The following is a 21,463-nucleotide window of genomic DNA, read 5'->3' as shown; positions in this document are numbered from 1 at the left end:
CTCGGCACTTCCGCAACTGGAGCACCGCGTAATTCGGACGAAGGAGGCGCGACACCTTGCCCGACACCTCTGGGGCCACCGGCGTCACCGCGGAGGCGATCCGCACCCGCGTCGGCGACCTGGTGGCCGCACATGATCCGGCCACGACCGATCCGGTCGAGTTCCTCGGCCACCGCTTCGACGCCGGGCTCGCGTGGGTGCACTTCCCGGTCGGCTGCGGCGGCCTCGACGCGCCGCGGGCGCTCCAGCACGTCGTGGAGCAGGAGTTGGCCGCCGCGGGGGCCCGGCCGGCGCACAGTTACCGCAACCCGCTCGGCCTGGGCATGGCCGCGCCGACGATCGCCGTGCACGGGACGGACGAGCAGCGCTCGCGGCTGCTGCGCCCGCTGTGGACCGGCGAGGAGATCTGGTGCCAGCTCTTCAGCGAGCCGGGGGCCGGGTCGGACCTCGCCGGGCTGGCCACGCGCGCGGTGCGGGACGGCGACTCCTGGATCGTCAACGGGCAGAAGGTGTGGACGTCGTTCGCGCACAAGGCCCGCTGGGCGATGCTCATCGCCCGGACCGACCCGGATCTGCCCAAGCACCAGGGCCTGACGTACTTCTTCCTCGACATGACGCTGCCGGGCGTCGAGGTGCGTCCGCTGCGGCAGGCCACCGGGCAGGCCGAGTTCAACGAGGTGTTCCTGACCGACGTGCGGGTGCCCGACACGATGCGCGTCGACGCGGTCGGCAAGGGCTGGGCGGTCTCGAACACGACGCTGATGAACGAACGCGTCGCGATCGGCGGCGGACCGGCCCCGCGCGAGGGCGGCGCGATCGGGGCGGTCGCGGCGCTGTGGCGCGAGCGGCCGGAGCTGCGCACATCCGGGCTGCACGACCGGGTGCTGCGCGCGTGGGTCGAGGCGGAGGTCGCGCGCCTGGCCAACGAGCGCATCCGGCAGCAGCTCGCGGCCGGGAAGCCGGGGCCGGAGGGGTCGGCCGCGAAGATGGCGTACGCCCGGATCAACCAGGACACCACGCGGTTGTGGCTGGAACTGTCCGGTGAGGAGGGCCTGGCGTACGACGACTGGACGATGCGGCGCGTCGAGCTGAGCGGCGTGGACGAGGAGCGCGCGGCGGGCTACTACTACCTGCGTGCCAAGGGCAACTCGATCGAGGGCGGTACGACCGAGATCCTGCGCGGCGTGATCGCCGACCGCGTGCTCGAACTCCCCCGGGAACCGCGCAACGACACCAAGCTCCCGTGGAAGGAGATCCCCCGGTGACCGAGATCCCGTCCCTGCTGTACTCGGACATCGAGGAAGACCTGCGCGCCACCCTGCGGGGCCTGCTCGCGGACCGGTGCGCGTGGCCCGACGTGCTGGCGCGGATCGACACAGACGAGCCGTACGACGACGCGCTGTGGAAGGCCGTCGCGGGCGAACTCGGCCTTGCGGGGCTGCTGGTGCCCGACGAACTCGGCGGCGCGGGCGCGACCGCACGGGAGATGGGTGTCGCGGTCGAGGAACTCGGCCGTGCGGTCGCGCCGTTGCCGTTTTTGGCCAGCGCGGTGCTGGCAACTGCCGCGCTGCTCGCGGCCCCTGCCGGTGCGGTACGCGACGACGCGCTCCGCTCGCTCGCGCCCGGCGCCCGGGCGGCGACACTCGCGGTGTCGGCAACCTCCTGGCCGGGCAAGGAATTTCCGGGTGCGCTGACGGGAACCCCCGACGGAGATGGGCGTGTTCGGGTCACCGGAACGGTGACCAGTGTCCTGGCGGTCGACCGGGCCGAACTGCTCGTGCTCCCCGTCGTGGTCGACGGCGCGCCGCACCTCGCGGTGGCCGACGCCGCGGTGCCGGGCGTCTCCCGGTCGCGCACGACCACGCTGGACGCGACGCGTCCGGTCGGGACGCTCGTACTCGACGGCGTGCCCGCGTCACCCGCCGCCGCTCCGGGCGCGGCCGAGACGGCGCTGCAACACGCGCTCACCGTCGGCGCCGCGCTGCTCGCGTCCGAGCAACTTGCGGTCGCGGAAAGGGCGTTGGAGGAGACGGTCGGCTACCTGAAGGTGCGTCACCAGTTCGGCCGCCCGATCGGGTCGTACCAGGCGCTGCGGCACCGCGCGGCGGACCTGTGGGCCGACATCGCCGCCGCACGCGCCGCGGCCCGCTACGCGGCCTCGGCCGTGGCGGAGGGCTCCCCGGACGCGGCGGTCGCCGCGTCGCTGGCCCAGGCCTTCTGCGGGGACGTCGCGGTACGCGCGGCCGAGGACTGCGTACAGATGCACGGCGGTATCGGCTTCACCTGGGAACACCCCGCGCACCTGTACCTCAAGCGCGCGATGAGCGCGAACCTCCTGCTCGGCACCCCCGACCGTCATCGCACACATTTGGCCACCCTGGTGGGGCTCCCCCCGGCAGCCCTCTGACCGACAGCCCCCGCGCGCCCGCGACGCGAGAAGGAGCAGGGCGGGCGCGCGGCGGATCGGGAGTCGCGGGCGGAGGCGCTTCATTCGCCCGCCGGCGCGGCGGCGCCGGCGCGGCTGTGCGTGGGCAACCGCTGTCGGTGCATGCGCTCGATCCACCGCTGAGGCCTTGAATCCACCCCAGGTCCCGCGGGTCACCGGCATGCGATCGGGTAGCCCCGACATATGCCGAGGATTCCGCGGTCCCAGCGCCACGGGACCGAACCGGACGATGCCGTGACGGACCTGCCGCTGCGCCGGGCCCTCTCGCGTTGGGCCCTCGTCGCGGGGGTCATCGCCGCCGCCGCGTGCGGGTGGGCGGCGGCGGTCGCCGAAGCGCATCAGGGGGTGTGGATCTTCGCCGCGGCGGTGTCGGCGGCGACGGCCCTGGTCGCGGCCGTGGACCTCGGGGTGATCCGCAAGCGCATGCGGCAGGGCACCGCCGGTCGCCGCGTGCGCCTGCCGCGTCCCCGGTGATCCGGCTCAGCTCAGCATGCGGACGACCATCACCACCGCGTACACCAGCACCGCGGCCAGCACCGCCAGCACGGTCACCAGAAGCCACGCCTTCGGGTCGCGGCGCGGTCCGGCCGACGGGTCGCCGGCATCCGCCCCGGACGCGTCCGCCGGGCCGCCGGCCACGGGGTTCTCACTCACGGTCCGCCCCTCCCACGTACGGATGCACCGGTCGGTGCGCCGCCCAGCCTTGCACCGGGCGGCCGTCCGTGCATCGGTCCTGCGGAGGAATCCGCGCCGGAGCGTGTCCGAGCCCCCCGTCGGAACAGGCCGCGTCGTTCCGGGCCTTGGCCGGTCGCCTTCCCGCCGTACCGGCGGCGGTCGGGCGGCGCGGCCCCGGCGGAGAGCTCGCACACGCTCCGGCGTCCCGGAGCGTTCCCTCCCTCGGGAGGAAGGGCGCCTCCCGAGGGCGCACTTCCTCCCGTGGTCCCCGTCCGCCGTCAGCGCATCGGCGGCTGTTGCTGCCCCGCCTGCTGCTGCGTCGCGATCAGACGGGCGATCCAGAAGCGGAGGAACCCGGCGAGCGAGTAGCGCAGGTACACCGCCATGCCCGCGATCGAGATCGGGATACCGCACAGGGCGACGACGATGGCGTCCCGCTGGGTCAGGGGCAGGCGTGTGGTGTGGGCCATGATGTACGCGCCGATCCCGGTGCCGATTCCGGCGACCATGAGGGCCACGCCGAGCCACATCAACTGCTTGTCGAGCGTGGTCGAAGGCGCCTTGATGCGCAGGCCGGCGACCTCGTGGGCCAGTGACTCCGTACGCTCCGCCGCGGTGCCCGGGGGATCCTGGGGCACCACCGGGATGCCCTCCGGGACGGTGGGCGGAACACCGGCGGTGTTCGTGCTCATCGGTTCACCTCGTGTCTCGCCTCGTGTCTCGCGTGATCCCCCGTCGTCGTCGCGCGGCGGCGGGGGCGGTGCGGGGGGCACCGCGCTTGCGGTGAGCAGCCCGGTGCTCGGCTTCGCGGGCCCTGGACCGGGGGCAGGTTCAGGGGCCGGTTCGGTGGCAGGGTCGGGCGCCGGACCGGAGTCCACCGCGAAGCCCGGCCCGGGGCCTGCCCCGGGCGCCCTCGGCCCCGGGAAGGTGTCCGCCACAGCTTCGGCTCCGCCCAGGTACGCGCTGTGCAGTCCCGAGGCGACGGCGGCAGGCGTGCCGGTCTCCGTGATGCGTCCGCCGGTCATGACGGCGGCGAGGTCGGCGACGCCCAGTGCGGTCTGGGCGAACTGCTCGACGAGGAGCACCGTCACGCCGCTGCGGGCGATGTCGGCGACCGTCTCGAAGAGCCGTTCGACAACCAACGGCGCGAGCCCCATGGAGAGTTCGTCGATGAGCAGCACCGCGGGATCGGTCGCGATCGCCCGTGCCATGGCGAGCATCTGTTGTTCGCCGCCCGACATCGTCCCGGCCGCCTGGCGGCGCCGTTCCTTCAGCCGGGGGAAGACCGGGAAGACGCGCTCCTCGATCGCCGCGCGGGACACACCGCGATGGCTGGCCATCCACAAATTCTCGGCGACGGTCAGGTTCGGGAACACCCCGCGGCCCTCGGGGATGCTGCACAGTCCGAGCCGGGCCAGGTCGACCGGGGACGCGCCGGTGACGCACCGGCCCGCGAGCCACACGTCGCCGGACGTCGGCCGCAGCATGCCGGACGCGACCTTGAGCATCGTGGTCTTGCCGGCACCGTTCGGCCCGAGCACCGCGACGACCGCGCCGGCCGGGACCGCGAGGTCGACGCCGTGGAGCACTTCGACCTGCTCGTAGGCGGCCTTCACGCCCCGCAGTTCGAGCACCGGAGGCCCCGATTGCGCGACAAGAGCGGGGAGTTGCATGGTCACGGTCACAACGTCGCCCCCAAAGCCTTGTCGGACGCTTCCGGTTCGCCCAGGTACGCGGCTCGCACGCGGGCGTCGGCCTGGATCTCCGCGCAGGTGCCCTGGGCGAGTTTGCGCCCGAAGTCGAGCACGTGGAGTTCGTCGCACACCGCCATGACCAGGTCCATGTCGTGTTCGACCAGCAGCACCGCGACGTTGTCGTCCGCGACCTCGCGCAGCACCCGGGAGAATTCCGCGGTCTCCGACTCGTCCTGCCCCGAGGCGGGTTCGTCGAGCAGCAGCACGCGCGGGCGGCAGGCGAGCGCGCGGGCGAGTTCGACCATGCGGCCCTGCCCGGTGGGCAGCGCGTCGGCGCGGACGTCCGCGATCGGGACGAGGCCGAGGCGTTCGAGCAGCGCGCCGGTGGTGCGCGAGGCGCCGTCGGCCGAAGGGTGGCGCAGCTTGTACTGCGCGGCGGCCACGTGGATGTTCTCGCGTACCGTCAACGACCCGAAGAGTTCCAGGCGTTGGAAGGTCCGGGCCATGCCGCGCCGGGCCCGTTTGTAGGGTGCGAGCTTCCCGATGTCGCGGCCGTCCAGGGTGACGGTCCCCGAACTCGGTGCCTGGAGGCCGGTGATGACGTTGAACATCGTGGTCTTGCCGGCGCCGTTGGGGCCGATGAGCCCGGTGATCAGGCCGTTCTGCGCGCGCAGGCTCACGTTGTCGAGCGCAACGTGTCCTCCGAATCGCACGGTGACACCGGTGACTTCAAGACCCATGGCGGCCTCCGGGACCGACGGAAACGGCGGGGACGGCGGGGACGGCGGGGACGGCGGCGATCGCGGTGGATGCGGGCAGACCGAGCTCGCGGTCGAGCGCGGCGATGTCGGCGGGGGTGAACGGCTTTGTCGCACCGAGCTGTTCGGGTGGCGCGGTCATGCCCTCGGGCAGGTCCGCGCTGCCACTGGCCTTGCCGGCCTGCTGCGCGTCCAAACCGCGCGACACCGACGAGACGCCGATCAGGGCGAGGGCCATCACGATGAGCATGGCGTAGTTGCCGATGAGTTCGGCCTCCCGGGCGAGGTACGCCAGCACCACGAGCGCGCTCGCGCCGGCCATGACATACGGGTGCCGCAGCGCGGGATCCCACTTGGGCCGCAACTGCGCGGCGATCATGCCGTTGGGGTTGCGGCCCAGCGCGATGCCGTTGAGGCCGATGAGGATGGTGGTCAGTTGGGTCCAGTCGGGGAAGAGGTTCGTCATCAGCGGGGTGCCGAGCAGGACTGCCCCGAACAGGGCCGCGCCGGGCGCCGTCAATCCGGCGATGACCATCGACATCAGGATCGAAAGCCCCGCGAAGAACTCGAAGTTGGTCGCGCTGACCGAACGCACCGCGCCCGCGTAGACGCCGCCGCCGACGCCCGCGATGGCCGCCGAGGTGGCGAAGACCGACAGCGTGGTGAGCTTGTGGTTCATGCCCAGTGTCGCGCACGCGGCGGGGCTGTCCTTGAGTGCGAGCAGGCGTTTGCCGAATTCGCCGCGCCGGATGGCGATCACGAGAAGGCTGCACAGCGCGAACATCACGGCGCCGAAGACGAAGTACGCACGGTCGCCTTCGATGTCGACCAGCGGCAGGTCGAACCGATCCGCTTGCAGCGTCCCGCTTTTGAAGACCTGGAACTCGTCGTCTCCCCACGTCCACTTGGGGAGTTGGAAGATCCAGCGGTCCAGCGCGACCGCGAACGCCGCGGTGGCCAGGGCCAGATAGATGCCCGACAGGCGGAGCGCGGGCAGCGCGATGATCGCCCCGATGACCGCGCAGATCAGCGCCGCCCACAGCAGGGCGAGGGGGTTGCCGCCCTCGCCGAGGTGGCCGACCGTGATCGCGCCGATGCCGGCGAAACTGAGCTGGCACAAAGAGAGTTGGCCTGCATACCCGATCAGCGGGATCATCGAGAGGCCGATAATCCCGAAGCCCCACATCTGCGTGCTTCCGAACAGGTCCGTCTTGGCGAGTGTCCGCGAGGCCACGATCGCGCCGAAGACGACGGCGACCGCGAAGAACACGCCGCCGCGCCACGTGGGGAGCCGCGAGAACTCCCGGGTCCGGCTCGCGCTGTGGCCGCGCAGTTGCGACTGCGGCAGCAGCAACAGCGCGATGAACAGCACCGCGACGGGCACCACGGAGATGAAGCCCGCGAGGTAGGGGCCGCCCTGGTCCCACTTGGGGATGTAGTTGGTGGCGTACGCCCCGGCCACCCCGATGACCATGGCCCCGACGAAGGTCATCGGCAGGCTGCGCAGCCGCCCGATGACGGCCGCCGCGTACGCGTTGACGATGAGCAGCGTCAGCGGCAGCGGGCTCAGGGACAGCTTGGGCGCCACGAGGATGCCGGCCAGCGCGGCCAGGGACGTGCCGATGGCCCACGCGAGCATGCCCGCGGCCTCCGGGCGGGAGCCGTTGAGCATCGCGAGGGGGCGGTCGTCGACGGTCGCGCGCATCGCGACGCCGATGCGCGTCCGGGTCAGCAGCACCCACAGGCCGACCGCGACGGCCAGCGCCACGCCGAGCGTGGTGATGTCGCTGTAGGGGATGTTGACGCCGCCGACCTCCAGCACGTGGCCGCGGAAGAACGGCTGCACGGTCCGGTTCTTGTTGGTGTCCCAGATCCACGACACCGCCGCGACGATCGCGAGCAGGACGGCGACGGTGACCATGAGCCGCGTCGCCTGCGAAGTCCCCTCCAGGCGCCGCATGATCACCAGGTGCAGCAGGACGCCGAACACAGGCGCGCACACGAGCAGGACCAGCACGAGCGCGAGCCACACCGGCCAACCCCAGCCGTAGTGGAGCTGCCAGTAGAAGAAGGCCGCGAACATCCCCGTCGCGCCGTGCGCGAAGTTGAAGATGCCGGTGGTGGTGTACGTCAGGGTCAGGCCCCCGGCGGTGATCGCGTAGATCCCGCCGGTGGCCAGCCCGATGATCGTGAACGTGATGAACTCTTGCACGCGCCCTCCGGGGGGCCCTGGCCGGCGAAGCCGCCGCCGCTCGGATCAGGAGTAGGTCCGGTCGAGCTGGACCACGTTGTCGGGCGAGCAGTTGAAGATCGTGTCCGTGTCGGGCTTGGTGAGCTCTTCGTTGAAGACGAACTTGCCCTGGGCCGGGTCGAGTTCCACCATCGTGAAGCAGCGGCTGTTGGTCATCTTGTCCGGCGCGGCGGTGGCGCTGGGGCCGTAGAGTCCGCCTGCCGTCCAGTCGGACCGCTGCGCCTTCTCGATGACGCAGTCGACGGTGAGGTCGGCGCCGCAGTCCCGCGCGGCGGCGGCCCACAGCAGCCAGGCGTTCAGGCCCGCGTAGTGGAAGTACTGCATGCGGCCGTTCGGTTCCTTGGTGTGGAACAGGTCGAGTGCGAGCTTCGCGGCCGGCTTCTGGTCGGCCATCTCCTGCGGCCAGAACGTCGAGTACACGTAGAAGCCGGGCATGTCGGCGTCTTTGGCCGTCTGGATGTTGAAGTTGTTGTACGACGACTGGTCCGACAGGATCGCCAGCGGTTCCCAGCCGGAGTTGTTCATCTCCTGCACCAGCGGCGTGGCGTTGATCGAGAACGCACCGGCGCTGATGAGGATTTCGACGCCCTGGGCCTTCATCGTCTCGACGATCGTCCGCCACTCCTGCCCCATGGGCGCGGCGAGCTGCTTGCTGACGACGGTGCCGCCGGCCTTCTCGGCGGCGGCCTCGTACCGGTCCGCGATCGCGCTCAGTGCGCCGAGGTTCTGGCCGAGCACACCGACCTTGCCCTTGGACTCGGGGAACTTCTCGAACAGCGCCTTGAGCGGACCGACGATCCCTTCGTCCGCGCGCGTGCCGCCCGGCTGGACCTGGAGCGGCGCCTGAAGGGCCTCGGTGGTGACGACGTAGCCGGGGATCGCGCCCAGGTCGCAACCGAGGCGGGGCTCGACGGTCGTGTTGTCGAGCGGGTTGCCGCCGCCGACGTGCATGAAGTCGGTCTCGCACGCCTCGGTGATCTGCGTCGCGGCCTGGGTGAGCATGCCGTCGCGCTTGTTCACCGTGATCTTGCGGCCATTGATGCCGCCGGCGTCGTTGCACCACTTGGCGAACGCGTCGGCCATGTCGAAGAATTCCTTGCCCAGCCCGGGTTGGATCGAGTTCCCCGGGTCGCCCATCGTCGTCACCTTGATCTCGGTGTCGGTGACGCCGCGGGTCTGCGTGGTCGGTGCCTTGAAGTCGGCCGGGCGCGGCCCGCACAGCCCCTTGAGGTCGCCGAAGTCCCCGGGTGTCGCGCCGGGTGCGCCGGAAGGCCCGTTCTGCGCCTGCACGACGGTGCCGCCCCCTTCACCGCCTTCCGCTATCCGCATGTCCCCCGATCGGCTGCAGCCTGCGACGAGGACGAGCGGCACGACCATGCCGATCGTCCATCGCCGCGCGGCGCGCCTTGCGGATTGTGACGCCATCAGCCCTCCCGACACTTTTGTCCGCTGACCGGACGCAAGGTGTCCTGGTCGGCATTCGTGGTGCGCGTGCAATCGTGGTGCGGTGCAGCGGTGTTCCGTACGCGGTGCTCGTGCTCGCAGTGCGGTGCGCCGTTCCGTTTCCGCGTGCCGCAGGCCCCACCGAAGCGGGCCGGGAGCGGAGACGGGGCCTGGAAGTGCCATCAGACAATGGACCATGGAGCGATGGCCGGGACACTAACCGCGACGTCATGAGGGTGCAAGAGGCGTCGCAGGCACATTAAGTGCCGGTCGCATAACGGTCGGAGAGGACAGCGATATGCCGGTGAAGCGAGAAGACGACATTGCGGGCGACCTTGCCGTCGCAACGGTCGTCGACCGCGTCACGACGGAGAACGGCGAGCTCGTTCTGCGACGCCGCGGGCCGCATTTCGAGATCATCAGCAACGGCACATTCCTGATGGACACGCGCGACGGAACGTCCGAACGCCTGTTGGTGAACGCGGCGTTGGACGCCGCGTTGGACGCGGTCGCGCGTCTCGGCGACACCCCGCGCACAGACCTCCGCGTCCTCATCGGCGGCCTCGGTGTCGGCTTCTCTCTCGGTGCCGCGGTCGCGCGCCCGGAGGTCGGCCGCATCGTGGTCGTCGAGCGCGAGGAGCCTGTGATCACATGGCAGCACGGCCCGCTCGCCCCCTTCTCCGGGCACGCGCTGCACGATCCCCGGGTCGAGGTACGCCGCGCCGACCTGGTCGCGTGGGTGCTGTCCGCAGGAGAAGTCCCGGGCGCGTCCGACGAGTTCGACGCCCTCTGCCTGGACATCGACAACGGGCCCGACTGGACCGTCACCGCGTCGAACGACTCCCTGTACGGCGATGCGGGCCTGCGCGCGCTGCGCCGCCGCCTGCGTCCCGGCGGCGTGCTGGCGGTGTGGAGCGCCGCCGCGAGCCCGGCGTTCGAAGAGCGGCTCGCGACGGTGTTCGGCGACGTACGGGTCGAGGAGGTCCCGGTGCGCGTGCCGCGCGGCGTCCCGGATGTGGTCTATCTGGCCCGGTGACGCGGGCGCGCCCCGGCGGACCGACGACGTACGGCACCGCAGGGCCCCGGCCGCGAGATGGCCGGGGCCGGCGGTGGGCCGCTACACCTGTGCGACCGTGCGCAGCGCGGTGTCGACGATCTCGTCGAGCCGGCCGCCGTGCGAGCCGTGCCAGTAGACGCGGGCGCAGTCGTCGCAGCGGGCGAAGTCCTCGACCGCGGCAAGGGTGCCCGGCTCGACGTCGGCGACGACCGACTCCTTGGGGACCGCCGTCAGATTGCCGTTGCACGAGGTGCAGCGCGTCCACGGCCGCAGCGGCGGGGCGAACCGCCGGAGCAGATCGTCCAGTTGGGCGTCCGGACGGACGCCGCGCACGTAGGCGCCGAACCACAGGTTGCGGCGGCGGAGCAGGCCCCGGTCCTGCGTGAGGAGCACGCGGCGCTCGGCGTTGGCCTGCTCGACGAGCACCGGGTCGTCGCAGTCGTTGTGGTAGGCGGTGTCCAGGCCGACGAGGCGCATGCGGCGGGCGAGCGCACCCAGGTGCACGTCGAGGAGGAACCGCGGCTCGCCGCCGGGCACCTCCTGCGGACGGTGGACCGCGTGCACCTCGACCGTTTCGCCGCCGCGCGGGCGGTACGACGCGGGGGTGTCGGCGCCGTCCACGACCAGCCTGCCGACCTCGGGCAGCGGGACGCCCGCCGACTCGACGAGGTGGCCGAGGGTCGAGTCGTCGGCGACCGCGGCCGTCACGCGTCCGGCCCGGAGCCGGGGCGGGAGGAAGAGGTGCAGGTCGTCGGCGAGGGTCAAGGCGACGGTGCGGGACGGGTCGGTGGCGTCTGTTCCGGACATGCCGCCAGCATGGCACCGGTGCCGGGCCGAGGTCGCCGGATTTTCCGCAACGGCGGCGGTGGTTTCCGGTGCGGCGGGGGCCGGTGCGACGGGGGATCGTGCGCACCGGCCCGCACGGTCACTCCGCCGTCGCCCGGCTGCTTCCGGCGGCCTGGCGCGGGATGCTGTACTCCGTCACCGGGGGCGCGCAGTAGATCGTCAGGTCGCACGCGACCTGCACGGCCTCGGTGGGCGAATGGCCCAGGTGCAGCGCGGCGCGCGCGTACTCCCAGCCGGAGCCGATCGCGGTGAAGTCGGAGTACAGGACGTCGAAGTGCGAGTCGACCTCGAACAGTTTGCCGTCGAAACCGAACAGGAACGACGAGTCGGCCTCGAAGCCGCTCATCTTGCGTTTCGACCAGTCGGTGTACTCGGCGTAGAACTCCAGGACGTCGCGTTCGTCGGAGCTCGCGGGCGTATGCGTGTCCAGGAAGAGCCGCATGAGGTTGACGTCGCGCAGGTTGCCGGAACCGCCGAATACCAGCGCTTCTCCGACCTTGTAGAGCTTGGTCCCCTCGGTCCGGGCCTGGTGTCCCAGCGTCACCTGGGAGTCCGCAGCGATGACGATGCGTTCCTCGACGATCTTGCCCGCTATGACGCTCACACCCGCCCCCGTCCTGCCGAACCGATCTCGCAAAACTCCAGCATCCCAGATCACGGCCCGGCGAACAGCCTTTTCCCGCCCCCCTGTTGCCCGGTGGGGTGTGACTCCGCCTCCCGCCCTGCCGACCGGGGCGGGAAGCGGAGTCACGGTTCGATGAGCCCGGCGCGGATCGCGTACCGGGTCAGTTCGAGGCGGTCCTTGAGCCCCAGTTTCTGGAGCAGATTGGCACGGTGGCGTTCCACGGTCTTCGCGCTGATGACCAGGATCTCGGCGATTTCCTTGGACGAGTGGCCTTCCGCGACGAGCTTGAGGATCTCCTCCTCGCGGTCGGTGATCGCGCGGCGGGGCAGCGGGTCGCCCTGGCGGATGCGGTCGAGGTAGCCGCGGACCAGCGCGGTGACGGCGCCGGGGTAGATGAACGGCTCGCCGCGCATCGCCGCGTGGCACGCCTCGACGAGGTCGCGGTCCGCGACGGACTTGAGGACGTAGCCGCTGGCGCCGACCCGCAGGGCCTCGAAGAAGTACTGCTCGTTGTCGTACATCGTCAGGAACAGGATGCGAAGCTCGGGCCGCAGCCGGGAGAGTTCGCGGGCGGCCTGGAGACCGGTCATGCGCGGCATGGCGATGTCGAGGACGGCCAGGTCGATGTCCTCGCCGCGGGCCAGGGCGACAGCCTCGGCACCGTCGTCGGCCTCGGCGGCGACGTGCAGGTCGGGTTCGCTGTCGAGAATGAGGCGTACGCCGCGCCGAACCAGCGCGTGGTCGTCGGCGAGCAGGATGCGGGTGGGCTCGTTCATGCTCCGGCCTCGCTGGTTTCCGTCCGGGCGGGCACCGTCAGGCGCACGTCGGTGCCGCCGGACTTCCCCGGGCCGACGGTCAGGTCGGCGCCGATCAGCAGCGCGCGTTCGCGCATGCCGCGGATTCCGGCGCCCTCGGGCGCTCCGCGTATGCCGCGGCCGTTGTCGCTGATGGCGAGTTCGACGCCGTACGCCGGCTCCCGCGGCGCGAGGCGGATGACCGCGCGGTCGGCGCCGGAGTGGCGGGCGGCGTTCGTCAGCCCCTCCTGGGCGACGCGGTAGAGGACGACTTCGGTCTCCGGGGCGAGCGGCGGGAGGTGCGGCCCGATGCGGACCTGCACGGCCAGGCCCGGGGTGCCGATTTCGGTGGCGAGTGCCCGCAGCGCGCTGACCAGGCCGAGTTCCTCCAGCACGCCGGGGCGCAGGCGCCGCGCGATGCGGCGGATCTCGTCGAGGCCGGCGCGGGTGGTCTCCTGGGCCAGGTGGAGGTCGTCGCGCAGCGGTTCGGGGGCGTGGTCGGCGGTGTGCTTGAGCTGGAGGAGCACGGCGGTGAGGGTCTGGCCGACCTCGTCGTGCAGTTCCTGCGCGATGCGGCGGCGCTCGGACTCCTGCCCGGACAGGACGCGGGCGCTGCTGGCGGCGCGTTCGGCTTCGAGGCGTTCGAGCATCGTGTTGTACGTGGTGATCAGGTCGGCGATCTCCCCCGGGCCGGTCACCTGCACGCGAGCGCCGGGGTGCAGCAGGTCGGCGGTGGTCATGGCCCGGGCCAGGCGTTCCAGCGGCGTCAGGGACATGTGCAGGATGACGGCGTTCGCGGTGAGCATCACGATCAGCCCGGTCCCGATCACCAGCGCTTCGCTCAGCCGCACGGGCGACGAGACCGTCACCGGGCCGAAAAGCAGCACCGCCGCCGCGACGAGGACGGCACCGTTCGGCAGGAAGATCCGCCAGAACAGCGTCACTGGTGTGTTGCTCCGATTCCTCTGCCGTCTTTGCGCATGCCCTGCAATCCGGTGCCTTGCCGGCGGGCCGCCGATCATTCTGACCGGTGCCGGGAAGGCGCGTCCATCCGTGCTGACACCCATATACCGGGACTTGTCGAGGATGGCAGCATTGCCGCCGGTCGGCGCGGGGCGACGCGCTGTGCGGCTTCGCTTGTCGCCGGCGACGCCTTTCCCGGCGATTCCATTCGAAGGACGATTCGAAGGAGGTCATCCGTGCCTGCCCCGCGGATGAGTTCGACTCCCCTGCCCGGCATCGGTGTCCAGTACGACCTGACCACCCGCGAGCACCGTCACATTTCGGTGGTGGCCCACCGGGACGGCCACCGGACCGTGAACGTGTACCGCGCCGACGACCCCGACGCGTGCGCGCATTCGGTGCGTCTGACGGGCGCGGAAGCCGCGTCGCTGGTCGACGCGCTGGTGCCGGCGCATCACAGCCCGAACGTGCTGCACACGACCGATCTGGGGCTGGTCGCCGAGCGGATCGAGTTGTCGGCGCACAGCCACTGGAACGGCCGGTTGCTGGGCGACACGCGGATGCGCACCGAGACCGGGGTCTCGATCGTCGCGGTGCTGCGCCGCTCGGGTGCGATTCCGTCCCCGACACCGGATTTCCGGCTGGCCGGCGGCGACACGTTGATCGTTATCGGTACACGTGAAGGCGTCGCGGCAGCCGCGGTGATTCTGGGACGGGAGTGACCGGGTGCATTCGGCTGTCTTTCTGATCGAATTCGGCGCGATCATCCTCGCGTTGGGATTGCTGGGCCGGGTCGCCGGGCGCCTGAAGTTCTCCCCGATTCCGCTGTATCTGCTGGCCGGTCTCGCTTTCGGCGAAGGCGGCCTGCTTCCGCTGGGCGCCAGTGAGGAGTTCGTCGCCATCGGCGCCGAAATCGGCGTCATTCTGCTGCTGTTGATGCTCGGCCTGGAATACACCGCGACCGATCTGGTCACGAACCTCAAGACGCAATACCCGTCGGGGCTGGTGGACTTCGCCCTCAACGCCCTTCCGGGCGCGGTGGCGGCGCTGCTGCTGGGGTGGGGCCCGGTCGCGGCGGTGGTCCTCGCCGGGGTGACGTGGATATCGTCGTCCGGCGTCATCGCGAAGGTGCTCGGTGATCTGGGGTGGGTCGGCAACCGCGAGACACCGGTCGTCCTCAGCATCTTGGTGCTGGAGGATCTGGCGATGGCGGTCTACCTGCCGATCGTCACCGCGCTGGTCGCCGGTGTCGGCATCGCCCAGGGCAGCCTGACACTCGCCATCGCGCTCGGCGTCGCCGGACTGGTGTTGTTCGTCGCGGTCCGCTACGGCCGCGTGATATCCCGGTTCGTCTCCAGCGACGACCCCGAGAAGCTCCTCCTCGTCGTCCTGGGTCTCACGCTGCTGGTGGCCGGGATCGCGCAGGAACTCCAAGTCTCCGCCGCCGTCGGCGCGTTCCTCGTCGGCATCGCTCTGTCCGGCGAGGTTGCCGAGGGCGCGCACACGCTTCTCAGCCCACTGCGCGACCTGTTCGCCGCGGTGTTCTTCGTCTTCTTCGGCCTGCACACCGATCCGAGCAGCATCCCGCCGGTCCTCCTCCCCGCCCTCGCCCTCGCGCTCGTCACGGCGGCGACGAAGGTCGCGACCGGATACTGGGCCGCCAAGCGCGCCGGGATCGGCGTCAAGGGCCGCTGGCGGGCCGGGGGGACGCTGGTGGCCCGCGGTGAGTTCTCCATCGTGATCGCGGGACTCGCGGTCACCGCCGGCATCGAACCCGACCTGGGGCCGCTCGCCACGGCGTACGTACTCATCCTGGTCGTCATCGGGCCCCTCACCGCCCGCTACAGCGAAACGGTGGGTGTCCGGCTGGCGGCGCGCCCGCCCAAGACGCCCGGGCCGGCCACGGCGCCGGAGACCGCAGAAACACGCTCCTTGACGGCTGAGGACTCCGAGGCGTTCCGGATATCCGCGACACCCGAAAGCGGCGACGCGCCCGGGATGCCGAAGCCGGCCGAAGCCGGTTCCCCCGAGCCACCGCAGTCGCCCTGAGGCCGTGCCGCCGGGCTCCCGGAGGGCCTGCGGGCACAGTCCGGGCCCGGCGGTGACGCGGCATGCCCGACTGGAGTCGACGACACGCCCCAGCCGCCCACCCGACCCGTCCGCACCGCGCGAGCCTGCCGCCCAGGACCTCGCGCGATGATCCGCCGTCGCCGACCAGGCGTCCGCGTCAGACACCCCAGGAGTTCTTGCACGATGTCCGCCGAAGCAGCGATCGCCCGGCCTCCGTCGCCCCGGAAACTGAGCTGGGATGTGCTCCGGGCCGCCGCGGTGCTGTTCGTGCTGCTGTTCCACAGCACCCACCTCGGACCGGCGTGGCATCCCGAGCTCGGCGCCTTACCGGTCTCGTTCAGCCATCCGGTGGGCGCCAGCACCCTGTTGATCGTGTCGGGGTACTTCGCCGCCGTCTCGCTGCACCGGCACGACGCGCTGCGCTGGTGGCTGGGCCGGATGTGCCGCATCCTCCCCGCATTCTGGGCCGCGGTCCTGGTCACCGGGTACGCCATGCGGACCTGGTCGCCGCCCGGCTGGTGGACGCCCTCGTGGGGCGACATCGGCGCGAATCTGGCGATGCTGTGGCAGTGGAAACCGCAGAAGTACGTGTACGTCGACGCGTCGTACTGGACCCTCCCCATACAACTCACGGCCTTCACCGTGCTGTTGGTGGTGCTGCGGTACAGCCGCACCCGCCCTCCGGCGCCCGTGCTGCTGTGGACGGCGCTGCTGGGGGAAGCGGCGCTGTGGCCGATCCGCGTACATACGTCGTGGGAACCGTTCCGGATGTTCCACGACGGGCTCGGCTGGCACCGCATGCACCTGGTGGCCGTCGGCGTCACCGTGTTCCTCGTCGCCCGGGGGCGGATCGGACGTGCGCACGGCGTGTTGCTCGCCACCGTCGGCATGGTCCTGCACGGGGTGCAGACCCAGGACTGGGACACCGCCCTGGGCGTCTCCGTGCTGACCGCCGCTGTGTGGGCGGCGGCCGTCGGCCCCGACTGGGACACGGCGATCCCCGCCTGGCTCCAGCCCGCCGTCCGCGGGCTGGCCGGGATCAGCTACGGCGTCTACCTGATGCACCAGTCCATCGGCTACGTCGTCATGGGCCGCCTGCACGGCGTCGGCGCGGGGCCGTGGGTCCAGGTCCCCGCGATGCTCGCCACCGGACTGCTGCTGGGCTGGCTGCTCACCACCGTCGTCGAGCGGCCCGCGTACGACGCGCTGACCCGCGTCCGCGACCGGTATCTGCCCGCCGGGGACACCCCGCGGCCGGGCGGCGCGCGCAAGCCGCCGTACGTGCCCGGGCCCGGGCACGGGCCCGGGAAGCCGCCGGAACCCACGAAACCACCCAGGGAACCCGAACCCCCCGGTCCACGCAGCCCCGCGCCCGACGCGCCGGCCGACTCGGGGGGCTCGCGCCCTCCGGGCGGAGTAGCGTCGTAGGGAGATGCGAAACGGCACTTCCCGGCGGGAATCCGACGCCATGATGCACAGCCCGCAGCACACCGGGCACAGTCCGCGGCGCGGCGCACGCGGCAGCGGCAGCACCGCGACCGCCCCGCGTCCGCGCTCTGCCGCCGACGCCGCGCCGCCGGGCAAACGCAGCGGCTGCCCGGCTCGGGCCGCACGTCGGAGGTGTTCGGCGACACGGCAGGAGGCGACGCGGTGACGGACAGCTCGCAGCCGCCGGTCGAGTCGGGGGTGTTGGACCAGATGCTCATCGAGGTGATGCGTCGTACCGACACCGCGATCGGAGGCCTGTACCTGCTCGTCCCCGAGACAGGGATCATGCATCTGACGGTCCTGCGCGGCGCCCCCGCGGAATTCTTCGGCCCATGGCTGCGTACCCCGGTAACCGCCCCGATCCCGGTCGCCGAAGCCGTCCGCACCAACCGGGTGGTCTCCGTGACCGGCCAGGAAGAGATGGCGCGCAGGTTCCCCCGCGTGGCACTGGTCCTTCCCTATCCCTTCTCGGTGCTGGCCGCCCCGCTCACCGGTGCGACGCGGTGCTGGGGCGGTGTTTTCCTGGTCTGGTCGGCCGAGCAACCGCCCAAGTTCATCCGGCGCGAGCGCACCCACGTCGCCTCCGCAGCGCGGCGCATGGCGGGGGCGATCGAAGACGCCGTACGCGCCGGCCTCCCCGTCGTGCCGCCGGAACGGCCGCGGATCCTGTCGGGCGCGGAGGAACTGGCGTCGACCTCGGCCGCCGACTTCGCCGAGCGGCTGCCGGGCGGCTGCGCCGCGCTGGATCTGGAGGGCCGGTTCACGTACGTCAGCGCGTCGGCGGCCTCCCTGCTGGGCCGCGGCGCCGAGGAGCTCGTCGGGACGACTCCGTGGCACAGCCTGCGCTGGCTGGACGATCCGGTGTACGAGGACCAGTACCGCGCGGCCGTCTTCAGCCGCAAGCCGGTCAGCGTGACCGCGTACCGGCCCCCCGATCACTGGCTGCGGTTCGTCCTGTATCCGGACGACACCGGCATCAGCATCCGCGTCCACCGCGAGACCGCCGACGTCGCGGACCCCCTTCCCGACGCGCCCGGTCCACCCCCCGACGCCGGTCCGCCCCGGCAGGCCGGGCAGCTCTACCGGCTGATGCACCTGGCCACCGTGCTGACCGAGGCCGTGAGCGTCGCGGACGTCATCGACCGGGTCGCCGACGAGATTCTGCCCGCGTTCGGAGCGGAGGGGCTGATCGTCTACCACCTGGAGGACGGCCGGCAGCGCATCGCGGGTCACCGCGGCTACGACCGGGACTACCTCCGGCGCTTCGACGACATCTCGTTCGACACAGTCAACGAACCGGGCGCGCGGAGCCTGATCAGCGGCGTCCCGGTGTTCTACGCCTCCCGCGAGGAATTGCAGCGCGTCTACCCCGAACTTCCGCTGGTGAGCGGCAAACACGCCTGGGCCATCCTCCCGCTGATCGTCTCCGGCCGGCCTATCGGCAGTTGCGTCATCTCGTACGAGAGGCCGCACGAATTCCCCGTGGGCGAACGCGCGATCATGGGCGCCATCGCGGGGGTCATCGCCCAGGCCCTGGACCGCGCCCGCCTGTTCGACGCCAAGCACAAGATCGCCCACGACCTCCAGGAGGCGCTGCTGCCGCGTGTGCTGCCGGACATCCCGGGACTGCGCGTGCATGCCCGCTACCTCCCCGCGACGGCGGGCATGAACATCGGCGGCGACTTCTACGACCTGATCCAGCTTGGTCCCGGCGCGGCGGCGGCCGTCATCGGCGACGTGCAGGGCCACAACGTGGCCGCCGCCGCACTCATGGGCCAGGTGCGCACCGCGATCCACGCCCACACGGCCGCCGGCACGCCGCCCGACAAAGTCCTCTCACGCACCAACCAGTTGCTCATCGATCTGGACACGAACCTGTTCGCCTCGTGCCTGTACGCGCAGTTCGACCTGGTCCACAACCGCCTCTGCTTCGCGAACGCCGGCCACCCGCCGCCGTTGCTGTGGCTTCCCGACCGGCGCACCCGAATCCTCGACGTACCCCCCGGCCTGCTCCTCGGCATCGACCCGGGAGCCGACTACCCCCTCACCGAGATCGAACTGCCGTCCGACGCCGTGCTCGTGCTCTACACGGACGGCCTCGTCGAATCCCCGCACGGCGACATCGGCCGCGCCATCACGTCGGTCGCCCGCGCGCTCGCCGAGACGGACCACCCCGACCTCGAAATGGGCGCGGAGACAGCCTTGCGCCACTCCCGTCCCACGAACGGCTACACCGACGACGTGGCACTGTTGCTGCTGCACGCGGGCGGGCCGCCGGAAGCCTGAGAGCAGCCCGGACACGCCGGGCCGACCTGACGCCCGCTCAACCGGCGGCTCGGCGCTCGCGAGAACACCGCGGGCGCCGAGCCCGCAGCCGCCGCGCGACCCGGGACGCGCAGCGCCAACGGCCCCCTGGCCGGCTTCCCGCCCCGCCGCGGTTCCCCGGCCGACCGGCAGACTGGTCCCCTCGCGGCCTGCCCCAACGGCCGCCCGAGGAACGGGTGTTGACACGTGGAAACGACAAACCCCGACGCACGATTCCTGACCGCCGTGGACGTGCACGTGCTGCTGGTCGACGAAGGGCGCGTACTGCTTCTGCGGCGCGGACCCGACTCCGAATACGGCGCGGGCCTGTGGACCCTGCCGTCCGGACACCTGGAGGCCGACGAGGACGTCGTGACCGCCGCGATCCGCGAGGCACGCGAGGAGACCGGAGTCGTCCTGACCCCGGAACTGCTGCGCTGCGAACTGGTCATGCAGCACCAGGGCCCGCGCACCGAGGCCAAGGCGCGGACCGGCTGGTTCTTCCGCGCGCTCGGCTGGCCCGGACAACCCGGGCGCCCCCACAACGCCGAGCCGCACAAGCACGACGGCCTCCTGTGGGCCGACCTCGACGACCTCGACGCCGTACCGGACGGCATCGTGGGCTACGTGCGCGCCGGACTCGACGCGATCGCCGCGGGCGTGCCGTACGCGCTGCACTTCCAGGCGCCCGGAACACCCGTCGCCCACGTACCGGGTGCCGCGTCCGCGCTGCGCCCGCTGCCCAGCGCCGACCACCACAACGTGCCGCTGCGCGCCCGGTTCGGGGTGCGCGAGTGGGTCCGCGTCGGCCTGCCGTGGACGTGGCACCCGGGCGCCGCGGTGCCGGAGGAATTGCCCGTACGCCAGTCGTGGGGGTGGCTGTTCGCGCCCGACGGCCGCGTACTGGTGCTCGCCGGCGCGAACGGCGTCCTCAACCTGCCCGGCGGCACCGTCGAACCGGAGGACGCGGACGCGACGGCGACTCTCGTCCGCGAGGCGCAGGAGGAAGCCGGCGCGGTGCTCGCCGAGACCGCGCCGATCGGCTACCTGCACGACCACGAGGGGCTGCTGTACGGCCGCACCCCGGCCGCCCGGCTGCGCACCGCCGCGGTACTCCGCTCCCTCGGCCCCGCGGCCGTCGACCCGGCCACCGGCTTCACGTGGCGCCGCCTGCTGACGTCGCCGCGCATGGCGGCCGGGCTGATGGGCGGCGGCCCGGAGATGGCGGCCGAGGCGCTGGCCGCGCAGCAGATCGCGCACGAACAACTCGGCGTGCCGCTCAACGACACCTGGACCGTCGAGGAGGCCCCCGACAAGGGCGTCGACTTCGCGTGAGGCCTCATCGCGGCGTACGCGGCGGGTGATCCCGGTACCTTGTGCGCATGAGCGATGACACAGGAACAAACGCGAGTGAACCCGCGGCCGAGGACACGGGGGCCGGCGAGGACGTCAAGCGGAAGTTCCGCGAAGCGCTCGCCCGCAAGCGCGGCGCCAAGACCGACTCCGTGGACACCGGGCCGGACGACCACGCCAAGGTCCACGGCGGCGCGCACGGCCCGGCCCACCAGCAGCGCAACTTCCAACGCAAGAGCGGCGGCTGACCGCCCGCGCGGGCGCGCACGCATTCGGGTGTGCGCGCCCGCGCGGACTCTTTCAGCCGTCCGCGCCGTCCGGGTGCTCCGCGAGATACCGCTCGACCCTGGCGACCTTGGCGGTGAGCCCGTCGGTCACACCGTCGCGGATGTCCGCCTTCAGCGTCATGCTGACCCGCCCGCTGTGCGCCTGCACCGCCTCGACGGCCTGCTTCACGACGGCCATCACCTCGTCCCACTCGCCTTCGATCGACGTGAACATCGCGTCGGTGCGATTCGGCAGGCCACTGGCCCGGACCACCCGAACGGCCTCGGCCACGGCTTCGCCGACCGCCTCGCCGGCTCCCAGCGGTGTCACGGAAAACGCGACGATCACAACAGGTCCCTTCCACGTGCCCGACGTGCCCGGCAAGCGTAGTGCGGTGGGCGGGAGGGATTGACGGGCGGCGCGGTCTCC

The 21,463-nt window shown here is 71.8% G+C and carries 20 protein-coding genes; 10 read left to right on the top strand and 10 right to left on the bottom strand.

Annotated elements, in window-relative coordinates; all coding sequences use genetic code 11:
• Positions 1-56 precede the first annotated feature (56 nt).
• From ACRX5W_RS21560 to ACRX5W_RS21550, 3 genes are all read left to right on the top strand, one after another.
• Entirely contained in the window at positions 57-1,265 is a 1,209-nt protein-coding gene (locus ACRX5W_RS21560) for an acyl-CoA dehydrogenase family protein (protein WP_436789874.1), read from the top strand.
• Positions 1,262-2,407, top strand: a complete 1,146-nt coding sequence (locus ACRX5W_RS21555) for an acyl-CoA dehydrogenase family protein (RefSeq protein ID WP_436789873.1) — start codon at positions 1,262-1,264, stop codon at positions 2,405-2,407. The genes ACRX5W_RS21560 and ACRX5W_RS21555 overlap by 4 nt, the downstream gene beginning before the upstream one ends.
• A gap of 222 nt (positions 2,408-2,629) precedes the next feature.
• Entirely contained in the window at positions 2,630-2,920 is a 291-nt protein-coding gene (locus ACRX5W_RS21550) for a DUF6343 family protein (RefSeq protein WP_436789872.1), read from the top strand.
• 6 nt (positions 2,921-2,926) lie between these two features.
• Here ACRX5W_RS21550 and ACRX5W_RS21545 read toward each other — a convergent pair whose 3' ends face one another.
• The 5 genes from ACRX5W_RS21545 to ACRX5W_RS21525 all read right to left on the bottom strand — a co-directional run bounded on the left by ACRX5W_RS21545 (position 2,927) and on the right by ACRX5W_RS21525 (position 9,249).
• A complete protein-coding gene (locus ACRX5W_RS21545) occupies positions 2,927-3,100 on the bottom strand; it encodes a hypothetical protein (RefSeq protein ID WP_436789871.1) in 174 nt (57 codons plus the stop codon).
• Positions 3,101-3,399: 299 nt separating this feature from the next.
• Positions 3,400-4,794, bottom strand: a complete 1,395-nt coding sequence (locus ACRX5W_RS21540; RefSeq protein WP_436790010.1) for an ABC transporter ATP-binding protein — start codon at positions 4,792-4,794, stop codon at positions 3,400-3,402.
• Between the two features lie 8 nt (positions 4,795-4,802).
• Positions 4,803-5,555, bottom strand: a complete 753-nt coding sequence (locus ACRX5W_RS21535; RefSeq protein ID WP_436789870.1) for an ABC transporter ATP-binding protein — start codon at positions 5,553-5,555, stop codon at positions 4,803-4,805.
• Positions 5,545-7,785: a branched-chain amino acid ABC transporter permease gene (locus tag ACRX5W_RS21530; RefSeq protein ID WP_436789869.1), complete on the bottom strand. Its 2,241-nt coding sequence runs from the start codon at positions 7,783-7,785 to the stop codon at positions 5,545-5,547. The genes ACRX5W_RS21535 and ACRX5W_RS21530 overlap by 11 nt, the downstream gene beginning before the upstream one ends.
• A gap of 45 nt (positions 7,786-7,830) precedes the next feature.
• Positions 7,831-9,249 (bottom strand): ABC transporter substrate-binding protein, encoded by a 1,419-nt coding sequence (locus ACRX5W_RS21525; protein ID WP_436789868.1) that lies wholly within the window; start codon positions 9,247-9,249, stop codon positions 7,831-7,833.
• Between the two features lie 316 nt (positions 9,250-9,565).
• On the opposite strand from ACRX5W_RS21525, the gene ACRX5W_RS21520 reads away from it, so the two are divergent.
• On the top strand, positions 9,566-10,303 hold the full coding sequence (locus tag ACRX5W_RS21520; RefSeq protein WP_436789867.1) for a spermidine synthase: 738 nt from the start codon (positions 9,566-9,568) through the stop codon (positions 10,301-10,303).
• Positions 10,304-10,384: 81 nt separating this feature from the next.
• Here the strand turns inward: ACRX5W_RS21520 and ACRX5W_RS21515 are convergent, their stop codons facing one another.
• The 4 genes from ACRX5W_RS21515 to ACRX5W_RS21500 all read right to left on the bottom strand — a co-directional run bounded on the left by ACRX5W_RS21515 (position 10,385) and on the right by ACRX5W_RS21500 (position 13,533).
• Positions 10,385-11,131 carry a Mut7-C RNAse domain-containing protein gene (locus ACRX5W_RS21515; protein WP_436789866.1) on the bottom strand — a complete coding sequence of 249 codons (747 nt, stop codon included), beginning with the start codon at positions 11,129-11,131 and terminating at the stop codon, positions 10,385-10,387.
• A gap of 118 nt (positions 11,132-11,249) precedes the next feature.
• Positions 11,250-11,774: a hypothetical protein gene (locus ACRX5W_RS21510; RefSeq protein ID WP_436789865.1), complete on the bottom strand. Its 525-nt coding sequence runs from the start codon at positions 11,772-11,774 to the stop codon at positions 11,250-11,252.
• 143 nt (positions 11,775-11,917) lie between these two features.
• The gene (locus ACRX5W_RS21505) at positions 11,918-12,571 is read right to left on the bottom strand and encodes a response regulator (protein ID WP_436789864.1); all 654 of its coding nucleotides are present in this window, start codon (positions 12,569-12,571) and stop codon (positions 11,918-11,920) included.
• Positions 12,568-13,533 (bottom strand): HAMP domain-containing sensor histidine kinase, encoded by a 966-nt coding sequence (locus ACRX5W_RS21500; protein ID WP_436789863.1) that lies wholly within the window; start codon positions 13,531-13,533, stop codon positions 12,568-12,570. The genes ACRX5W_RS21505 and ACRX5W_RS21500 overlap by 4 nt, the downstream gene beginning before the upstream one ends.
• Before the next feature lie 255 nt (positions 13,534-13,788).
• Here ACRX5W_RS21500 and ACRX5W_RS21495 point away from each other — a divergent pair, with 255 nt between their 5' ends.
• The 6 genes from ACRX5W_RS21495 (at position 13,789) to ACRX5W_RS21470 (ending at position 21,015) form a co-directional block, all read left to right on the top strand.
• Complete coding sequence (locus tag ACRX5W_RS21495) at positions 13,789-14,274, top strand: cation:proton antiporter regulatory subunit (protein ID WP_436789862.1); 486 nt, start codon at positions 13,789-13,791, stop codon at positions 14,272-14,274.
• Between the two features lie 4 nt (positions 14,275-14,278).
• Complete coding sequence (locus tag ACRX5W_RS21490; protein WP_436789861.1) at positions 14,279-15,601, top strand: cation:proton antiporter domain-containing protein; 1,323 nt, start codon at positions 14,279-14,281, stop codon at positions 15,599-15,601.
• Between the two features lie 204 nt (positions 15,602-15,805).
• Positions 15,806-17,050 (top strand): acyltransferase family protein, encoded by a 1,245-nt coding sequence (locus ACRX5W_RS21485; RefSeq protein WP_436789860.1) that lies wholly within the window; start codon positions 15,806-15,808, stop codon positions 17,048-17,050.
• Positions 17,051-17,272: 222 nt separating this feature from the next.
• Positions 17,273-19,396 (top strand): SpoIIE family protein phosphatase, encoded by a 2,124-nt coding sequence (locus ACRX5W_RS21480; RefSeq protein ID WP_436789859.1) that lies wholly within the window; start codon positions 17,273-17,275, stop codon positions 19,394-19,396.
• A gap of 225 nt (positions 19,397-19,621) precedes the next feature.
• Complete coding sequence (locus ACRX5W_RS21475; protein ID WP_436789858.1) at positions 19,622-20,749, top strand: NUDIX hydrolase; 1,128 nt, start codon at positions 19,622-19,624, stop codon at positions 20,747-20,749.
• A 47-nt stretch (positions 20,750-20,796) separates the two neighbouring features.
• Entirely contained in the window at positions 20,797-21,015 is a 219-nt protein-coding gene (locus ACRX5W_RS21470) for a DUF5302 domain-containing protein (RefSeq protein ID WP_436789857.1), read from the top strand.
• A 52-nt stretch (positions 21,016-21,067) separates the two neighbouring features.
• Here ACRX5W_RS21470 and ACRX5W_RS21465 read toward each other — a convergent pair whose 3' ends face one another.
• Entirely contained in the window at positions 21,068-21,382 is a 315-nt protein-coding gene (locus ACRX5W_RS21465; RefSeq protein ID WP_436789856.1) for an MTH1187 family thiamine-binding protein, read from the bottom strand.
• Positions 21,383-21,463: the final 81 nt, after the last annotated feature.

Source organism: Yinghuangia sp. YIM S10712 (assembly GCF_051388935.1).
In the GTDB taxonomy this organism is placed as follows: domain Bacteria; phylum Actinomycetota; class Actinomycetes; order Streptomycetales; family Streptomycetaceae; genus Yinghuangia.
The sequence above is the reverse complement of the archived record's forward strand: the minus strand, read 5'-3'. Positions and strand labels throughout refer to the sequence as shown.

What these genes read in the sequence shown, in the direction of transcription:
- ACRX5W_RS21550 (WP_436789872.1), top strand. Translation starts at nt 2,630, where the DNA reads ATGCCGAGGATTCCGCGGTCCCAGCGCCACGGGACCGAACCGGACGAT.
- ACRX5W_RS21540 (WP_436790010.1), bottom strand. Translation starts at nt 4,794, where the DNA reads ATGCAACTCCCCGCTCTTGTCGCGCAATCGGGGCCTCCGGTGCTCGAA.
- ACRX5W_RS21535 (WP_436789870.1), bottom strand. Translation starts at nt 5,555, where the DNA reads ATGGGTCTTGAAGTCACCGGTGTCACCGTGCGATTCGGAGGACACGTT.
- ACRX5W_RS21525 (WP_436789868.1), bottom strand. Translation starts at nt 9,249, where the DNA reads ATGGCGTCACAATCCGCAAGGCGCGCCGCGCGGCGATGGACGATCGGC.
- ACRX5W_RS21520 (WP_436789867.1), top strand. Translation starts at nt 9,566, where the DNA reads ATGCCGGTGAAGCGAGAAGACGACATTGCGGGCGACCTTGCCGTCGCA.
- ACRX5W_RS21515 (WP_436789866.1), bottom strand. Translation starts at nt 11,131, where the DNA reads ATGTCCGGAACAGACGCCACCGACCCGTCCCGCACCGTCGCCTTGACC.
- ACRX5W_RS21505 (WP_436789864.1), bottom strand. Translation starts at nt 12,571, where the DNA reads ATGAACGAGCCCACCCGCATCCTGCTCGCCGACGACCACGCGCTGGTT.
- ACRX5W_RS21485 (WP_436789860.1), top strand. Translation starts at nt 15,806, where the DNA reads ATGTCCGCCGAAGCAGCGATCGCCCGGCCTCCGTCGCCCCGGAAACTG.
- ACRX5W_RS21470 (WP_436789857.1), top strand. Translation starts at nt 20,797, where the DNA reads ATGAGCGATGACACAGGAACAAACGCGAGTGAACCCGCGGCCGAGGAC.